This is a genomic window from Bdellovibrio sp. HAGR004 (assembly GCF_055397015.1).
The window spans coordinates 3,237,146-3,256,518 of sequence record NZ_AP029176.1; the positions used below are offsets into that span (position 1 = coordinate 3,237,146).

Annotated in this window: 8 protein-coding genes; 2 read left to right on the forward strand and 6 right to left on the reverse strand. The window is 50.0% G+C overall.

Going from position 1 to position 19,373, the window contains the following annotated elements:
• Nucleotides 1-10 precede the first annotated feature (10 nt).
• A complete protein-coding gene (locus tag ACZ5ZV_RS16210) occupies nucleotides 11-5,230 on the reverse strand; it encodes a hypothetical protein (RefSeq protein WP_464118207.1) in 5,220 nt (1,739 codons plus the stop codon).
• Nucleotides 5,217-9,911 (reverse strand): hypothetical protein, encoded by a 4,695-nt coding sequence (locus ACZ5ZV_RS16215; RefSeq protein WP_464118208.1) that lies wholly within the window; start codon nucleotides 9,909-9,911, stop codon nucleotides 5,217-5,219. The genes ACZ5ZV_RS16210 and ACZ5ZV_RS16215 overlap by 14 nt, the downstream gene beginning before the upstream one ends.
• A gap of 313 nt (nucleotides 9,912-10,224) precedes the next feature.
• Between ACZ5ZV_RS16215 and ACZ5ZV_RS16220 the strand changes: the two genes are divergently transcribed.
• Nucleotides 10,225-10,707 carry a hypothetical protein gene (locus ACZ5ZV_RS16220; protein WP_464118209.1) on the forward strand — a complete coding sequence of 161 codons (483 nt, stop codon included), beginning with the start codon at nucleotides 10,225-10,227 and terminating at the stop codon, nucleotides 10,705-10,707.
• Between the two features lie 105 nt (nucleotides 10,708-10,812).
• A complete protein-coding gene (locus ACZ5ZV_RS16225) occupies nucleotides 10,813-13,725 on the forward strand; it encodes a hypothetical protein (RefSeq protein WP_464118210.1) in 2,913 nt (970 codons plus the stop codon).
• 38 nt (nucleotides 13,726-13,763) lie between these two features.
• Here the strand turns inward: ACZ5ZV_RS16225 and ACZ5ZV_RS16230 are convergent, their stop codons facing one another.
• The 4 genes from ACZ5ZV_RS16230 to ACZ5ZV_RS16245 form a co-directional block, all read right to left on the reverse strand.
• Nucleotides 13,764-14,036: a KH domain-containing protein gene (locus ACZ5ZV_RS16230; protein ID WP_464118211.1), complete on the reverse strand. Its 273-nt coding sequence runs from the start codon at nucleotides 14,034-14,036 to the stop codon at nucleotides 13,764-13,766.
• Between the two features lie 194 nt (nucleotides 14,037-14,230).
• On the reverse strand, nucleotides 14,231-15,730 hold the full coding sequence (gene proS / locus ACZ5ZV_RS16235) for a proline--tRNA ligase (protein WP_464118212.1): 1,500 nt from the start codon (nucleotides 15,728-15,730) through the stop codon (nucleotides 14,231-14,233).
• A 13-nt stretch (nucleotides 15,731-15,743) separates the two neighbouring features.
• Complete coding sequence (locus ACZ5ZV_RS16240) at nucleotides 15,744-17,120, reverse strand: sigma-54-dependent transcriptional regulator (protein WP_464118213.1); 1,377 nt, start codon at nucleotides 17,118-17,120, stop codon at nucleotides 15,744-15,746.
• A 42-nt stretch (nucleotides 17,121-17,162) separates the two neighbouring features.
• Nucleotides 17,163-19,367 carry a sensor histidine kinase gene (locus tag ACZ5ZV_RS16245; RefSeq protein WP_464118214.1) on the reverse strand — a complete coding sequence of 735 codons (2,205 nt, stop codon included), beginning with the start codon at nucleotides 19,365-19,367 and terminating at the stop codon, nucleotides 17,163-17,165.
• Between the last annotated feature and the right edge of the window lie 6 nt (nucleotides 19,368-19,373).

Sequence of the window (19,373 nt, forward strand, 5' to 3'; positions counted from 1 at the left end):
ACTACGTCCCTCAATAAAGTAAGAAGAATGTCCCGATATCAATTCCGTTCATCGGCGCGTACCCATCATGCGTTTCACTTGGAACCAAGATATCCATAGTTCCATCACCGTTAATGTCACCTGAAGAGGTATTAGAGAAGAAATAACTCGGAGAATTCTCTGTTTCTTCCCTGCTGATGATAAATGGTTTGTATTTGCCTTCAGCATCAGCGACGACAACGGTATCCGGATAGTCTTCGGAATGAAGCCCCTTGCTGGAACCAAAGAAGGTAATTCCACGCCCCAGGTTTGTAATGCCATTAACCTGATCATCGTAGCCGTAGCTTCCAAGAATAATATCATCGAACCCATCACCGTTGAAATCACCGGACTTCATACGACCTGACATCACCTCAGAGCCAAGGAAGTCAGAGGCTCTTGAATCCCAGGCGTAGAACATCTGTGGCGCAGGTTTTGGCGTCCCCACCGAGCGCATACACTGGATCCCCGCAGCTCCGCCAGGCAGACTTGGATCTGTGTACTCCATCTGCTTGTTCAAGTGACTGCCGAGATAGTCCCACATCACATCTCTGTTGTCTGAGCCGCACAGAGGACCATAATAGACATAGACGACCCCCGCATTTGCCAATCCAGCTTTGGGGGTTTCCCGTGGCGCAGTGACAACCAAGTCTTCGTATCCGTCGTTGTTCAAATCCCCCGCGGAGGCAACACGATAGCCGAAGTAACGTCCGTCCCTGTTATTTACACCCAGTGCACCATTTAGAATTGGTGGCATAAGTGCCGTCACTTTTCCGCTTGCACCTGAAGAATCCAACGTCGGATCCACACTCTGGAACAAAGTATCATCCGTGCAGGAGCCTCCGGAATAATCCGCGTTGTAGTAGTCCTCTCTAGGTCCTGCCTGCAGACCATTCGCACTGCCCTTGTACAGGAACACACGACCATAGTTGCTTCGCGGGCTGGCATCATAATAACAAGCCAGATCTTCCCAGCCTGGAGCAGAAACAACCAGATCGTCTTTGCCGTCTTTATCAATGTCCAAGACCGCAAGGCTCATTCCGAACATGTGTCTCATGCGTTGGTATCCATAGTCGACGTTGCGAACCATGGGACTGTACAAGAACTGCATTTTACAGGCACCGTTGTTACATGGCTTCCCGGCCAGGGCCGCGGATTCAGTGCCGTACGTGTCCACCATGTAAGTTGCATTGCTGGATGCCAGAGCCGTTGTAACCGTAGGTTCATCCCCCGGGCCAAAGCCTTTTAACTTAGGAGTTTGCACCCCTACGGATGAGCCGTAGTAGATCCACACGCGACCCATTTCAATGGCCGGATCCCCATTGGTACATCCAGAGTCGGGCTCCGGCTCGCACTGCCAACCACTATTTGCGGCAACAGCCCCACCACTTGGAGGAGTCGTATCAATCACAGTTCCGGTTTTGTTCATGCGGAAGAATGAAGAACCCAGGGGATTGCTCAACACGATGTCAGAATATCCATCACCATTGAAGTCCCCGTGATGAATCATTTGTCTGCTCCACGGACGAGCTTCATCCAAAATGTTGTTAAAAGAGTCGGTCCCCGTTGGCATGACATTCCATAATTTGGAGATGATCTGAGGATCACCCGCGGCTGGAATCCATTTTGGATTGGTCACAGCCTGCAAACCACCACGGGATCCATAATACATCAGGATCTGACCACCGCTATTGTAATCAATAAAGGCCACATCAGCAAAACCATCACCATTCACATCCCCGGCAGCAAAGGATCGAATCGCCCAACCGGCGCTAAAGCCCGTCGGTCGTGTGATCAACTGAGGAAGAGCGATATCATCCAGAGTCACCCCTTGAGCGGGATTTACCGAAGGATAACAATAAGTCTCATTCTGATTTTGAGCTTTGAAGATACGACTCAGATTCTCACGGCAGAATGAAGTCGTAATCAGACCCACTTTAGACCCGAAGAACACAACCGCATCAGTTGTCGACGCAGTAGAATCAGGAGAAGGTCGGGAGATCTGCCCAACGGCATCATCATATCCATCCCGATTGATATCCCCAACCAAGCGGATTGTTTCAAAATTCAAACTTTGCGGACTGGCGGCTGAGTCCACCAGCCGCTCTTCCGGAACGGAGTTGACAGAAGCCAAAGGCTGACCCTTGGAGTAGTATCCATAGGCGGCACCGCCACCATTTTTCTGGGACTTGTCCAAATAGGCACCAACAAAGACATCATTCAGCGGCAGCAGACCATTGAAATCACCGTCAAAGTTTCCAGCCGTGACAGCGCGACCAAAGTAGTCATTGGCCTTACCCTGGTAGTTGTAGATATGCAGGAAGTTGGATGTCAGACCTGCATTCTGCAAACTTGTAAACACATAGGTTGCACCAGAATTCGTGGCTTTAGTGCTGTCGCCGGTGGCACCGACGACCACATCCTTCAAACCATCCCCGGTCACATCGGCCACTGCCATGGCTTCAGGATAATAACCCAAGCGGAAGCCCGATCCAATGGAGTTGGAGCGAATCAGCGTAGGCGCACACATTTCACGGCTGGCAAGGTTGTCCACCGCAAATGAGGTACACTGAGGAGGACCATCCACCCAATGACGGCTGTAGGCTGTCGTTGAGGCTGCTGTATCAATCACACGGAAGGCTTCAATTTCATAGAGCTTGCTTGGATTTCCAAAGAAGACCCATAGAGCGCCGGAAGATGTTTTACTGCCATTATCGAACAAACTGCTGGCGACGACTGCTTCCGCCCAACCATCCCCATTCGAATCCGATGGGTTCGTGATGGCAGTGTTGGTGCTGTCATAACGAGAAGAATCACCCACCAAAGCCACAGACGTTCCAAAACCTTTACTTGGCATCTTCGTCGTGTTTCCGGGTTGATCTTCCTTATAGAAACTTCTTGGGAACAGGACTCTAAAACCGGTGTTCTTCGTCAGACACGAGAAGTGCGCTTTAGCATCCATTTTTCGATTACCACACTGCCAGAAAGTACCCCGGAAAGTTGAGTCCGTTGGTGCCGACGCCGAAGGTGCAGAGCGACCAAAGTACAAATAGGCGGCCCCTGGGGCTGAACCGATTCCATAAAGCGCCTGAGTCACAGGCAAGCCATAGATGGTTGTATTCGACGGATAGTTAAATGAACCCACCGTGATCCCAGCCCCACCCTCCGCAGGTGTCACTGCGGCACAGGTGTCCGGAGTCGTACAGTTTATCGTAGTAGCCTTGACTTTATTTGAACCCGGCTGCGGATAGCGATCTCCTGGAGCCCCGACAATCATATCGGCCCCACCGACCAAATTCCCATCCACGTTGCGAATACGGAAGCCCCCATCCACGTCGGCTCCGCCGTGCACGGAATGACCGAAGCGAGCACCAGCATGAGGTACTGGAGCATAAATCTTCAAGAAACGGAATTTCAGATCCGTTCCTGTCGGAGCGGACGTCGCCAGCGGTGTTTCATATCCAACACCGGACTTGGAGCCGAAATACAGCGCCACATAGCCTGTATCACGTTCGTACTTGGAATCTCCCGGCAGATTCGGAGCTGGAATACCATCCCAGTCGCCCGATGGCGCACCAACGGCAATATCATCGTAACCATCTCCGTTGAAGTCCCCAATAAACGAAACAGAATAGCCAAACTCGACGCTACCTGCTTCATAAGTCTTCAGATTCTGGTCCCACTTATCTGTAGGCCACAATGCCGTATTGGGCCACAGCATCACCGCAGAACATGTCGCCCCGTCGACAAGACCGTTACAGGTTTCGAAGTTCTGCTGCATGTCCTTGACTTTCGTAGGAGCTTTTAAACCCTGCCGACTGCCAAAAAATACAAACGCGGCCCCATTGTATTCACCAGTCTCAGGGGTATCCATACCTGGAGCACCCACCAGCAAATCCTGACATGCTAGACCGGTATGACTGTCGCCGTTCAAATTTCCGCTTCCAGACAGGGACTTTCCGAACTTAGCCTGATGACTGAGATCCTCGAAAGTAATGAGCTGAGGATCGACCCCAGGAACCAGCGGATTTCTTTCCGGCGCAGGGGACGTTTTCAATCTGTATGTCGAAGAACCTACCGGTTTGTAAGTGTAATAAACATACACGGCACCAGCGCCCGAATTTTTAACACCCAATGAAGCAATGGCCATATTTGGCAAGCCCACAGCCAAGTCCGGATATCCGTCGCAGTTGAAGTCGCCGGAAGTCACAGCTTCGCCCATAAAGGAGATTCCAGCATCTGCGGCCAGCATTGGAGGCATCTCTTTCACATTTGGAATACCCTTGATATAGGTGCTCAAGTTATCAAAGATCAGCGTCTCATTTTTACTGCCATCATTGTAATTCACACGAATCGAAAGATCATCGACCTTACCGATGTTCCAACTTGCTGAAGGAGAGAACACGATCGTCCCCGCCCCCACCAGAGGATCTGAAACCGCTTCAGAACCACGATAAACACGGCTGACATAGTTCTCATTTCTGTATTCGGAATTCACAACCGGGTTCACCTTCGCAAAAGGCAAAGAACCGATTGAAATCGGACTCAACTCGTAAGCCGGTGTCGGGAACGATGAGTTTGTAGAGGCCGTCACAACCTTCGTAGGACGACCAAAGGTGTTATCAAGATACTTTACCTGCACAACGAAGTGATAACGAGTTGAGCCCGGCAAACCACGGAAAATATACCGTGGTTCGATGGACGTCTTATTAACACTTGTCCAGTTTGTCGTGTTTTCTGCCGTGGGGTCTTCGTATTCTTTATAGAAAATCTGATACTCGGAAACCTTGTTAGGATATTCCCAAGTCAGAATAAGGTTTCCATCGGCATCCTTGGTGACGGCACCCGCCCCTTCAAAAGGCTTAAAGGTCGTCACAGTTATTTCTTTGTTCCCCCCAACACTGTTGGTGCCGTCTGTCGCCACAACTTTGAAAGTGTAGGTGGAATTCGGATTCAGATTACGGATGGTCACTTCATTGAATGACGTGGTCTCCAACGGGTCCTGACTCAGATTATAGTAAACCTTATACTCGCGATAGCGCTCATGCAGATCCCAATAAACTCTGACGGCCGTGGGCGAAAGCACCTCAACGCCGGACGCTCCGGTAAAATCGCGCAGCAGACTTCCCGTCTCTAACTTCTCGGTACAAGAAGCCAGCATCAGCATGCTGGCCGCTAAAACACCATAAAAAATCCTTTTAATAGAGAACATAGACGACTCCTGTCGAGAACGCTTTACCTGAAGGGTGATTTCTTCCCGGAGTTCCCAAGACTACGTCTGGAATTCCATCGCCGTTGATATCACCACTTGGAGTGCTGGATATATAAGAATACTCATAAGCAGATCGCTCTGGCAGATAGAGCAATAAAGGCTCACATGCCGGGACAGCCCCCCCGTTATAACAACGTGGAGTCGTCGTCGGCACCGCCGGGATTGTCGGATCCGTGGGTTGTTCTTTCGCCGCGATCAGCTTCAGGCCCAAGTTGCTGCCGAAGTAGACGACATAAGCACCAGAATCCTCTTGAGTGTCTTCAAGATCGAAGTCTTTACCTGGCATATTCACCAGCAGATCTGCAAATCCGTCGTTATTGATGTCGCCAATGCCACCAAGCCCCACACCAAAATTATCACCGAGGACGAAAATACCACCATTGATCACGTCAATACGCTGGGGCTTCGGCAAAGACTCACTGGCGTGAAGCATATTCACGGCAATCGGGTTCTGGCCTGCCACAAAGAAGTCTGTTACCGCCAAACTGCTTGGTCCAAAGAACGCATAGGACGTTCCACCAACCACACCACCATAGAACACATAGACCTTACCCACCGCTGGTGCCGAAACCGCCATATCGACGATTCCATCTCCGTTGATGTCACCAGTTGCTGCCAGATCATAACCGAATCTTTCAGCGCCCGCCGCCGGATCAATTTTCTGGAAGCTTGTGTACCCTAGACCTCGAGCTCCGCCCTTGTACAAATAAACCCGCCCCTTGAAGGCACTATAAGAAGGATCGGTCACCACAAGTTCTGAAGTCTCTTCACCGGCTATGACATCCAGGGAGTTCAAACCCACCAAACGCCAGCCATAGTTTACGCCCGTGTCCGGAGACGCCAGCGCCTGAACTTTACAAGACTTGGGCAATGTTTCCGTACACGGATTTTCGACGGCCACGTCAGCAGCAGAGCCATCTGCCTGCTGCAACAAAACCTTTCCTGTCGAACGATTGGTCTGGGGTCCTGCGGATGAACCATAGAACACATAGACTCGGCCTTTGTTTGTCGGGCTCATGTTCAAAGCCCCCGGAACCACGTCAACAGAAGGGGTTTCGGCAGAATTCGTTCCAAGAGCGAAATCACTGTAACCATCGCCATTGAAATCACCGTAGGCCACAGCTCTGTTCATCGGGTCAAATGTGCTATAAGCCAGCGTGTTTGGCACAGTCCCATGCATCTTCGTGCTGCCATGGAATGTCACGACCGGAAGTCCATCGCTGTCGCCAATCGCAAATCTCAGAGGGTTCTGACCAACCGGAGCCACGGAGGGCGCACTTGCGAAGACCACACCACTGGAAGAACCGTAGAATATATAAGTCCCATTATTGCCGATAACCAAAATATCGTCATAGGCATCGCCGTTGACACTGCCCACTCGATGGAACTCGGTACCAAACCCAGGATCCGTATCAACAACAAGCTTTAACGGCGCCAAAGGCGACGCTGGGTTGCGAGACGGCTCTGGTGTCGTCACAAGTCCTGTGGAGCTTCCATAAAACACCACAAGCTCAACCGTGCTTGCGACAGAAATGTGAGTGATAACGTCAGAGTATCCGTCACCGTTCAGATCCCCAACGACCTTGGCCCGCTCATAGTGATAATTCAGTTCTTTGCTGAAATTAACTTTAATCGACTGATCCGGCTTAGTCACAGCGGCCGCGAAGGTTCCGGTCGAATTGAAGATGTAAGAGGCACCATTCTGATAAGCCGGCAACGCAAGATTCGGCGCACCGATAATCAGATCCCCCGTTTTGTCACCGTTGAAGTCAGCCCCGGCCAAGCCTCCACCACCCAGAGTCGTCCCGGGTGTCATGTCGGTCGCGTAGATAATCGAGGCACCAAACGGATTCACGCCACCACTATACCAGGTGCAACCCACGGTGCAGCCTGGAGAGTCGTCAGGTGAGTACTTCGGCACGTCCACACGAATTCCGTTGTCATAGCCAAAGGTGGAAACGTCTGGTTTATACAAATAAACGACACCATGACTACCAATATTTTTCTTTCCGTCACTACTTGTAACCGTACGATAAGGGGCGCCGATGGCCAACGATGGCATCGCCCGCGTCAGGTTTTCAATATCCTCTACGCTACCCAGAGAACGTCCAAATTGAACTCCGGCTTCTGCGGGACTGGTGTGGATCGCTTGATTTTCACAATGCTCAAGACTTCCAGTCACTACATTTCGGTTTCGTTTGTCGCAGGCAATTGAATTCGCCGCCATCACCGTCTGCTGAGGCTCTAAAATTCCAACAATACCGCCAGTGGCAAAATCCGAGGATCTTGGAGTCATGTAATAACCGAAGACCACCCCGGCTTCCGCAGCACCTGAAACCGTCGACATGGGAGCTCCCACAAACAGAGCACCGCTGATATTAGGAGTTAAACCTCCAGAAACTTCGAACAGTGGATACCCACCCTGATTGGGGACACCCAACAATGAGAATCCGTAGCCCTTGATATCAATATGTGAAATTGGATACGTCGGACTTCCCAAAGTGTTATCCGGATAGGATTCTTTACATTCCCACGACGTGATTTGCTGACGGTCGATACCGACAGTGGGCTGCTCGCCTTTACAAGCGATGATAGAGCCGCGTCCTGAGGCCCGCCCAGGAACACCAATCACAAGGTCATCACATTTATCAAAATCAAAACCCAGCGCTTTCGGCGCAGGTGCTGATCGATAAATGTAGCCACCACCATTTTCGCAGCGGCGTGAATTATAGGCAGACGCGACGGCATCCCCAAAACTTTCGGCCGAGCTCTTGCCCACAAAACTTCCATCCGTCAGTTCCGAGACAAGCATTGTTTCTGCGTCGATCAACGCATGAGATTTCGTGGAAGACATCGGCAGAAGACCAGATCGGTCCCCGCGCAAAACCTGCACCTGACGCTTACCATTGGTCAGTTCAAGTCCCACCGCCAAGTCGTCGAATCCATCGTTGTTATAGTCACCAAACGTAATCGCACGAACATACTGCGTAGCCGCACTTTTATATTTGGTTGGACGACACTTGAAGGATGCCGGGTCACAAGTAGCCTCGTTCAAACCGTAAGCACTGCCGCCCGAACCACTGACCAGTCCGCGGACCGGGTCACCATAGACTACAAAAACAGATCCATCATTTGTCTGGATGGCCAGGTCATCACAGGTATAGATCTTTTTGCTCTTCTCAGGATTCAGTGGTGGCGTGATCGGCGTGTAAAGATCATCACACAGACCCACCCGATTTATCTTGGGATCCGTATCGGTCGTGCCCTCTGGTGGAGTATAACGACTGAAGCAGTCGCCATTCACGTTACCCGCCGCAACCCGCATACCCAAGCGGGCATTGGAAGTCATATCGGTGTAATAAATCAACTGAGGGTCCGGGGCTGAAGCATCCGCCGCAGGCGCCAAGTCTGTCTTTAGACGTGGTTTGGGACGAACGATCTGACCGTTTCCATCAATCTCATCGGGTGGCTGATAACCGTAGAACACAGAGACGGCTCCCGTCGCATCATAGTGACGGGCACTCAAAAATGGTGTCGCTTGTGGCGCTGTGATTGCAACATCCTTATAACCATCGCAGTTGAAGTCCCCAACGACGATCCCATTCCCAAGCTGCTGCATGCCCAGACCATCTCCGACCAAACGAGGCACAAGAGGAACCTTTGCGCCGGCACCTTCCAGAGCACGCACTTTTGGTTTCTTCGTAAGAACCTGATCATTAGGTCCCTTGGTCAAAACATCAACGATAGTGACTTTCCCGTCGACTGAACTCACCTTCGCATAGATATCCTTCACACCTGGTGAAATTGGAATGATGGAACGGAAGTATCCAATCCCGTTGACCGTGGCCAGACGAATGTCGGTAAAGCGTTCAAAGATCTCTGTCTTATAAGTTGTGTCCCCGCCCTCAGTCCAGAACCACGGGAAGCTGCCGATGAAGGCTGAGTTTATGTACACCTTAGGAAGATTTGCCAACTGAGACTGAACCAAGGCACAAGGAGCCTTGGAGTTCAAATAGGTCTCGCTCATATTTGAGGGCTCGAAGGTTCCATCTTCATAGAACGCCATGACCCAAAAACAATACTTGGAACCACTTGGAAGAGTGCTAATGAGCATCGTGCTTTTGTTGATCGCAGTAGCCACCGGCTGAGTCAGATCCCAGGAGTCACTTTCGCGCTTGGCAAAAATCTTATACGTAACCCCTTCACCGTTCTTAACCCAGCTGACTTCCACAGAACCGTTGGCCTGACTGGTAACGCCAGAGGACGGAATGCCGTTGAAGTTCGACATTGTCTTCACCGTCATGTACTGATCAAAACCAAATTCTTCGTCTGACATCGCGTCCACACCCGCGACGGAATACTCGTAGTAAGTGTCAGCAGACAAGCTATCAATCTTTGTTGTGGCAAACGTTTCGCGTTTGATCGGAGAGTTAAACCCTTTGCGATAAATCTTGTATTCTTTAAATCGCGCCTGAAGAGGCCACGAAAGCTTCACAGCCGTTGGCGAAATAGCCACGGCCGAGTCCAATCCATTGAACTTCGAAGGCAAGTTGGTGCCCTGCAATCCTGCTTGGCTACAGGAAATCAAAACACCACAGGCAACGTACAAGAGTAGTGACAAAAAACATTTCATATAGTTAAAGGCTATCTTCAGTTACACAGAATTGAAATGGTGTTTAAAACGTCACAGATCATTGTACAGTCTAGGAAAAATCGACACTTTCCCAGCCTTTATGCCTGAAGGATTCATTTTGAGACTCTTAAATGAAGTAGAGGCAATACAATCCTATTACAAGGTCTAGATCAGAACGATCCTCTTATCCCAAAGAGGGAACAGTTTGTAAAAGTGTGGAAAAATCCTGAGAGCAGGACATCCTATTTTGATCCAGAATATAAATTCTGTGATCCCACAAATCATCCAGAAGGCGTGAGCGATGAACACAAAAATAAATGGTAGTTTGATTGAAATTTCCCTCGAAGGACCGATCAGCGAGAAAACATCATTGTTCGACATAAATTTGCAAACATACAAAGAGATCAAACTCAATCTCTCCAAGGTCACATTCATCAATTCCATCGGCGTGAAAAATTGGATTCTTTGGACTCTTCGAGTTCCAAAAAATGCTAAACTTTACCTCGAGGAATGTCCTTTTGTGATTGTAAACCAAGTCAACATCGTCCACGGCTTTGTGCCGCAAGGTGCCGCGATCACATCCTTCCTTGCGCCTTACTTGTGCGACAGCTGTTCACACGAACAGATAGTAAAACTGTCGCAGAATGTTCACTACATCTACGCCAGTGATCAGTCACAAGCATCAATAAAACTTCCAGAAGATTTAAAGTGCGCGAAATGTGGCGGAACAATGGAGCCAGATTTCATCGTGGAGAAGACATTCAGCTTCCTCAAGAAATCGTGACAATCCTTCACAAGGACTTGTACATCGACACATAAATCGTTAATAGTAAGGCATGAAAAAAATTGGTTTACAACTTTGATTGTGGCCGTGACCCTCGCCGGAGGAGTGACTTACTACTTCGGTGTTCTGGGTCCGAACACCAGCGTGGATGAAACTTCTTTTGGCAAACCTCTTGCCGTCATCCGAAACCTCAACAGAGAAGTCCGACACAAATACCCCGGAGACTTCTTCTGGCGTACAAGCAACGAGGGACAAAAACTTTTCAATGGCTCAGAGATTTTTGTCGGCAGCCAGTCCTCCACAGTTCTCTTTTTCTCCGGCAGCCGACGCGCACGTCTTTCAGAGAATACGCTCCTGAGAATCTCTGAAGATAACACCGACAAAAACAATCTGATCCTGACTCTTAACGATGGCTCTTTCAATATTCGCAGTTTCCCCACAGACCAGAGCAGTGTCGTACTCAGAGTTGATGAAGGCGGCCTTAAGATCCGCCCGGGCTATAAGTACGATCTCTATGTAAAGAAAAAAGAAAAAGCGCTGGGACTTTCACTGGCCTCGGGCCACCTGCAAATGGATGGCGTCGCTGAGAAAACAGAACTGCAACAAGGTGAAAGCGTCATCGTCCGCAACCGCAACGCCCTCTCCCAGCGCGGCTTTGACGGACCCAACAAAGTTGAACTCTACATTGATCAATCCATTGATCCCTCCATCCGCCTGATCAATCCTCAAGAAAAACAGATCGTTTACAAAAGCGATAAAGATCAAACCTTCCGCTGGGAAAGTCACTCCACTTCAGATCGACAGGTTCTGGAATACTCCTCTCACCCCGACTTTTTTGACAACCTGACTGAAATCGACGTCACAAATCAGAAACTGTATCCGATTCCTTCCCAGAAAATGCAGGGGGATATTTTCTGGCGCATTGTCACTTACAAAGAAGGAGTTCCGCATTTTTCAAGCCCCTCTTACTTCAAAGTCGCTAACTTACAACCCATACACCTCAAGGAACTTAAAGTCAGTTTCCTGGAGCGTGGAAAGTGGCAGCTCGAAGCCACCGTTGACAGCACAGATACAAATGCACGCTACGAATTCCAAGTCAGCAAAAGTGACACCTTCACCGAACCTTACGATGCTTTTGTCGGCCTGGCTCCGTTTCGTTCTCTCCTTGATCAAAGCGGTCAGTTCTTTGTGCGCGTTCGACGACTTTACAACAACGATCTGCTTTCTGACTGGTCCGAAGTCAAAACCCTTCAGGTTCGTCCGCCGATCTCAGCTCCGACACTAAACCTCGCCTCCAACAAAGAACAAACCCAAGGTGCGGTGACTGCTGAGGTCACCTGGAGTGCAGATGTCTATTCGGAAAATTTCCTGTTACGCACATCTCCAGATGCGGATTTCAAATCCTCCAAAATCATCCGCCTTCCCAAAGACAAACTCGAATACCGTATCACCGAAAATCTGACCAAGAATCTGTACGTCGCAGTTCAGGCGGAATCCGTCGAGGGTGAAGTTTCTCCGCTTTCAAATGTTGTCACTTTAAAACCTTCTGCCGCTGGCCTAAAAGCTCTGGCAGCGACCGCCATGGAAACACACGGAACACAGACAGCCTCCTCTGTCGGGACCGAGTTGAAACCTCTCACCCCCTTGAACAATGCTGTCGCCTATACCGGAAAACCCGTGCGCTTTGAGTGGACAGGATCTGCGGCTGCGCTGGAAATCTCCCCTGTTGCCGGATTCTCACAGAATGTGGAGAAGTTCAAAACGGTGGGTTTGAGCAGCTTTGAAATTACCAGGAAAAATGCCGGTCCTTTATACTGGCGCTTGATCAAAACCAACGGACAAAGATCAGATTTCCGCCATCTGTCTGTTGTGCCCATGACTGACATCAATCTGGAAGAAGCCTCCTTGCGCTTCATTGAACGCGGCCGCTGGGAAGTGTTTGCCAAGGTTCGCAATGCCAGGGCAGCAGAAACGTTCCAACTGGAGCTCAGTCGCAGCGAAGACTTCAAGACCCTTGTGGCTTCTTACAAAGGGACACTGAACAAGGGAATTCCTGTCTCTGAACCTGGACGATACTATTTACGCGCGCAGAAACTTCTAGCAGACAAACCTGCCTCAGGCTGGTCTAACACCGCAACGGCAGACGTCCGCCCTCCCCTGCAAGCCCCTGAGCTTTTAAAAGAGAAAGAAGAGCTTGTAAACCCGACACTTGTGCGCGTGACCGTTCAATGGAAGCCCGTACCCCACGCCAAAGACTATCTGATCGAGATGTCGGACACGCCAGGCTTTGGCTCTAAGAAGCTGACGATCGCAGTGAACGATGAGCAATATGCGATTGAACACTCCACCCGAGATCCTGGTTTTGTTCGTGTCATAGCCCGTTCCGCAGAAGGTGAAATTTCTCCGGCATCGCAGGTCTTTAAAGTCAAAGGCGTTCTGCCGGGCCCTTCCGTGGATCGCTATGAAATCACCTTTGGCAATATCGATGACAAGAAGGATTCAGACAAGCTGCACATTTTGTGGAATCATCGTAAAAATGCAAAGAAGTACTTTCTGGAGGTCGGGCGCCGCGAAGATCTTAAGGACGCCAAGAGACTGGAAACCAAAAATATTGAGTTCTTCATGCCGGTCACCGAAGAAGGCTGGTACTACTTCCGTCTGATTCCGCGCTCGGAAAGCACAGATTTTTTCGACACTCCTTCACAGGTCTATGCCGTCGAATATCGCAAGCAAGAAGATTTGCAGCCGGCAGCCCTGGAGGCTCCGAACAAAGGAAACAGATTCAAACGCGGCGATGCCATTCGCTTTGCTTGGGGGCAGATTCTTGGAGCCGCCTGGTATGAGCTTGAGCTATCAAAAAACACCGACTTTACTGGCAGCACTGTTTATAAAGTGGAGGCCCGTGATTATTACCTTAAACAAGGCCTTGATAACGGACGCTGGTATTTCCGTATAAGAGGTCGCAGCAGTTCTCAAAGTTCGCCCTGGTCGGAAGCCAGCTTCCTTGATATCAATTAAAAAGAGCTCCTTCGGGAGCTCTTTTTTTACAAAAAATATTATACCACCAGTTCGATAATAGCCCGGAATCCATAACTTCCGGCCATGGCGCCCAGGATGTTTCGCAAAGAAGTTATGTTCTTGCCCTGGGCCCCAATCAGCTTACCTCGATGCTCCTGGGGCACCGAGATTCGATAGATCGTCGTGCGGTCTCCGGCTGTGAAACTGACCTCCACCCCTGAAGCACCGGCCGTCATTTCCTGCACCACCTCACGCAAAACTCTTCCCATACGAGTTCGAACTTCATCCAACTGATTTTCCGCCGTAACCACAAAAACATCTCCTCCGTCACTGAGAGCTTCATGCTAAATGAAAACTCAAGGAAGCGCAATGGGCCGCCGTACAGACACGACTTCAAAGTGTTCACACATCCCGACGACAGAAACACGTTAAAGAATCTTTAACAACTTTTATAAATTTCTTCGGTTTTTTGACAAAAAAAGCCCTCCGAAGAGGGCTGTTCGAACTAATATGATTTTGCAAACAGAACCCACTTTGTGGCGGGCTTGCCGGAGAAGATGCAGTTCCCCTCGATCGGCTCCTGTTCCAGAGGCATACAGCGTGGAGTCACTTTCAGCTGCGCCAACAACTCGTGGCCCATACCAGCCTCACACCAAGGAACCTTGGCAAAGCCTGGCGCCGTTGTTTCTCCACCAGAGAAGTACTTCTCGAAATCCTGTAGATTTGTGATTTTTTTGATGCTCTCATCACGCATTTTCTTAGCGCGTTCAAACATACCATCCTGGATCTCCTGTAAAAGGGCTCCAATATTTTGCACAAAAGCGTCTCTGGACTGGGAAGCCTTTTCTTTCGGCCCACGATCACGACGACCTACGAAGACTTCACCCTTGGCCATATCGCGAGGACCGACTTCCACACGTACAGGAACACCCTGCTTGATGTACTGCCATGCTTTTTCACCGCCCCGCATATCGCGATCATCAATTTTCACACGAACAGATGAGCCCACATAGTTCTGCGCTTTCAGGTCCTTTTCCAAAGCTTTTACGTAATCCAGAACCTGCGCACGCTCTTCATCATTGCGATAGATCGGAATGATCACCACATGCAAAGGCGCCAGTCTTGGCGGTGCCACGAAACCGTTATCATCACTGTGGGTCATGATCAGACCACCGATCAAACGAGTGGAAACACCCCAAGAAGTTGTCCATGCGAACTCTTCTTTACCTTCGGCACTCAGGTACTTGATCTCGGAAGCTTTGGCAAAATTTTGGCCCAGGAAGTGAGAAGTTCCCGCCTGCAACGCCTTTTTATCCTGCATCAGTGCTTCGATAGTGTAGGTATCCACCGCCCCTGGGAATCTTTCATCCGGTGTCTTCATACCCTTGATTACCGGCATCGCCATGTAATTTTCAGCGAAGTCCGCATAAACATCCAGCATCTGCAAAGTTTCTTCCTGAGCTTCCTTGGCCGTTGCATGGACGGTATGACCTTCCTGCCACAGGAACTCAGCAGTTCTAAGGAACATGCGCGTGCGCATTTCCCACCTCATCACGTTACACCACTGATTCACCAGAATCGGAAGGTCACGGTAAGATTTCACCCATTTTGCAAATTGATGGCCGATGATTGTTTCACTGGTCGGACGAATGATCAGTGGCTCCTCCAGCTCGCCATCCGGAATCAGCTTGCCGTTGCCATCACCTTTCAAACGATGGTGAGTCACCACCGCACACTCTTTGGCAAAGCCTTCGACGTGAGCCGCTTCCTTTTCCAGGAAGCTCAGTGGAATCAACAAGGGGAAATACGCGTTCACGTGGCCTGTGTCTTTGAACTTGCGATCCAAAACCGCCTGCATGTTTTCCCAGACAGCGTAGCCCCAGGGCTTGATCACCATACAACCGCGCACCGGAGAATTTTCGGCCATATCCGCGGCGATGATCACCTGCTGATACCACTCTGGATAGTTTTGGGAACGTGTCGGGGTAATTGCTGTATCTGCCATTGTCGTCTCTTTCTTAGTTTTCTTTTGAGTCAATTCCGTATGCTTTGATCTTTCTGTGAAGATAACTTCTTTCCAGACCGATCACTTCCGCCGTGCGAGAGATATTGCCGTTGTTTTCGCTGATCTTGCGCAACAGGTAGTCTTTTTCAAACTGCGCACGCGCTTCCCTGAAGGTGGAAAGATCCTGCATCTCAACGGCTTTTTCATCATCCTTGTCGATCAAACCGGCAAAGCGCAGGTCATGCACATCGACAAAATCACCCGGAGTCAAAATGTAAACACGTTCGATGAAGTTCTTCAACTCACGAACGTTTCCTGGCCATTGGTAAGCCAGCATCTTTTCAATCCCTTTTTCCGAAAATACTTTTTTCGGATAACCGCTTTCACGCGAAACATTGTCAGAGAAATAAGACACCAGAACCGGGATGTCCTCGGGGTGCTCTTTCAAAGCGGGAACGCGGAAAGGAATGACGTTCAAACGATAGTACAGGTCTTCTCTGAAACGACCTTCCTTAACCTCTTTTTCCAGATCTTTGGAGGACGCAGCGATCACACGCACATCATTTTCAATCAGTTCCACACCGCCGACGCGGCTGTATTTACGGCTGTCCAGGTATTGCAGAAGCTTACTTTGGGCCGCCGGATTCAATTCGCCAATTTCAGCGATATACAAAGTCCCGCCCAAGGCCAAATCGAGCTTTCCTTTTTTAGGACGATCCACGCCAGGCATGGCACCCTTTTCAATTCCGAAGATTTCAGCCTCCTGAAGATCTTCAGGGATCCCGCCGCAGTTGATTTCAACAAACGGACGGCTGGCACGGGAGCTCATGTAGTGAATATTCTGTGCCACCAGCTCTTTGCCTGTGCCGGCTTCACCCTGAATCAAAACCCAGGAGTTCGTCGGCGCCACACGTGCAATAATCTGCTTGGTGGCCACGATGGAAGGAGCCTCACCGATCAAAGCAATCGACTTGCGAAGTTTATTCAACAACAAAGCCTTTTCTTCTTTTTGCTGTTGGTAGCTCAGGATATTTGAGATCACAATCAGGATCTTATCCATGGAGAGCGGCTTTTCGATAAAGTCCCACGCTCCGAGCTTCGTCGCCTTCACGGCTGTTTCAATAGTCCCGTGACCGGAAATCATCACAAATTCCACATGTGGGAATTCCTTGCGGGCCAGATTCAAAACTTCGATCCCGTCATACTTGCCCGGCATCCAGATATCCAAAAACACAATATCCGGCTGCACATCACGAATCGCCTGAATTCCAGACTCTCCGTCATGGGCTAAAGAAACCTGATAGCCCTCGTCACGCAAAGATGCCGAAAGCACATCCCGGATCGGAGCCTCATCATCAATGATCAAAATCTTAGTACTCAGTGCCGTCATAACGACCTCTTTCTCAAATTCTTCCCAGCCCTTTGGACCGGTTCACGCGTCGGAGGGTTTCCAGGCGCCTATCTCATTTACGGGCATCTCAATGACCATCTTGATCCCCTTAGGTTCATTGGCCGTAGCCCGAATGAAGCCGTTGTGGTCCTCGATGATCCTTTTCACAATCGCCAATCCTAGCCCAGTTCCGCCCTCTTTTGTAGAGTAGTATGGCTCAAAAATGCGACTTCGATCCGCCGCAGGGATGCCCTCCCCGTTGTCGGCCACAGTCATACGGACGGTTTTGATGTCCTTGTCATAGCGGGTGACGACTTTCACGCTCGGCTGTGGCTCTTTTGCAACAGCCGAAACCGAGTTATCAACCAAATTGACCAAAACCCGCTTGATCTGATCCGGGTCAAACTTGAAATCCGGCAAATCCTCGTCCTTGGTAAATTCAAACTCGATGTTCGGGTGTGCCTGACGATAAAGCCCCAAAGACTCCGCCACCACACTATTAAGATTTGCCACCACAGGGCGGGACTGCGGCAAACGGGCAAAGTTACTGAACTCGTTCACCAGGTTCTTCAACCCATCCACCTGCTTCACAATCATGGTCGTGCATTCACTGAAGGCGGGGTCCGTGATCGTCGCGCCAAACTTACGCTGTAAGCGCTCTGCCGAAAGCTTGATCGGAGTCAGAGGGTTTTTAATTTCGTGCGCGATACGGCGGGCCACCTCCGTCCAAGCTGCGGCCCTTTGTGCATTCACAATCGGAGTCATGTCATCAAAGACCAGAATCTTACCGATGTCCTCGCCTTTTTCATCCTTCAGCATGGACAGCGTCACTTGCAATGGCACCGCCTCACCCTGGACATTCAGGCGCAGTTCTTTCTGCAAGCTTTCGATTTTGTGATCGTGCATCGTCTTTTGTAGCTCCGCGAAAGTTCGGAAGTATTCCAAAGTCAGAAGATCCCGCACCGAATGCCCGATGTATTTTTCCGGGTCCACGCGCAAAAGCTGAGCCGCATGACGGTTGATCGTGGTGACAACGCCAGCCTTATCCACCGAAATAACCCCGGCGCTGACGTTCTTTAAAACCGTGTCTGTATAGCGCGCATGCTGATCCAGTTCTTCGAGTGTGCTTTCCAAAGTCACCGTCATCTGGTTGAAGCTTGTAATCAGGTCATTGATTTCCTCAGAACCGGATTTTACTTCCAGCGGAGTGTAATCCCCCCCGGCCACCCGACGGGTCGCTCGCCCCAACTGAACGATCGGCACCGACAACTGCTTGGCCAGATAGAACCCAAACCAGGTCGCCGCCAACAGAATCACGAAGGTCATCAAGACCAGGATATACAGATAGATCGACTTTAGCGGGTATTCCAACGGATTGATGTCGCGGAACTCATCATAGGCCGTCGAAATATCGTTCATTTTTGAAATCAAAGACAGCGGCAGGAAGCTTGAAACCACCACAGCGCCTTTTTCCGCGCCCTCTTGCACAGGCACGATCACCCGCACCAGATTTCCATCCCCGAACTGATGAATGATACTGGCTTCGGCCTGAAGCTTGATCCCCTTTTGCAGGAACTCAAGCGACACGGCAGGCACGGTGGGAACGTTGTCATCCTCTGCCGACACCACCACGCGTTTACCGAAAAGTGAAGGATAGTATTCCACCGCATCCAAACTGAAATCCTTGCGCAGTTGTTCGACCTTTTTTTGGATTTCTTTCTGGCTTTTAAGCGGACGGATCGCATCTGAAATCTGATGGGCGAAGTGATAGTTCTTTTTCTTCGCGTTGAAGTAATAGGCGTTGGTGACTTCGATGGAACTTTTCAGGACACCCGCCATTTTGGCGCTAAACCACTTGTCGAAGCTGGAATTGATATAGAATACCGAGATGATGAACATCAGCACGGTCGGAATAAAGCTGAATGCCACGAACGCGGCAATCAGCTTAGCCTTCAGACTGCTGCCGAAAACTTTCCCCTGCCTTTCCACGAAAACCTTCACGACATTGCGGAAGATCATGAAGAGCAGAAGCAGCAACAAGATGATGTTGAAGTTCACCAGACCGAAAAAGAAGATGCTGTGAACAAAGGGAAGCTGCTGACTGGTGGCGAACAGGCGGATCTCAAACCACGTCAGAAGACCAAATAAAAACGACACCACAAGAACCAAAATGATCTCACGGCGTCGCTTTTTGAACTCCTGCGGACCAGGAGGAAGAAACTCATCCTTAAGGGGCGTATTTTCCATAGGCCC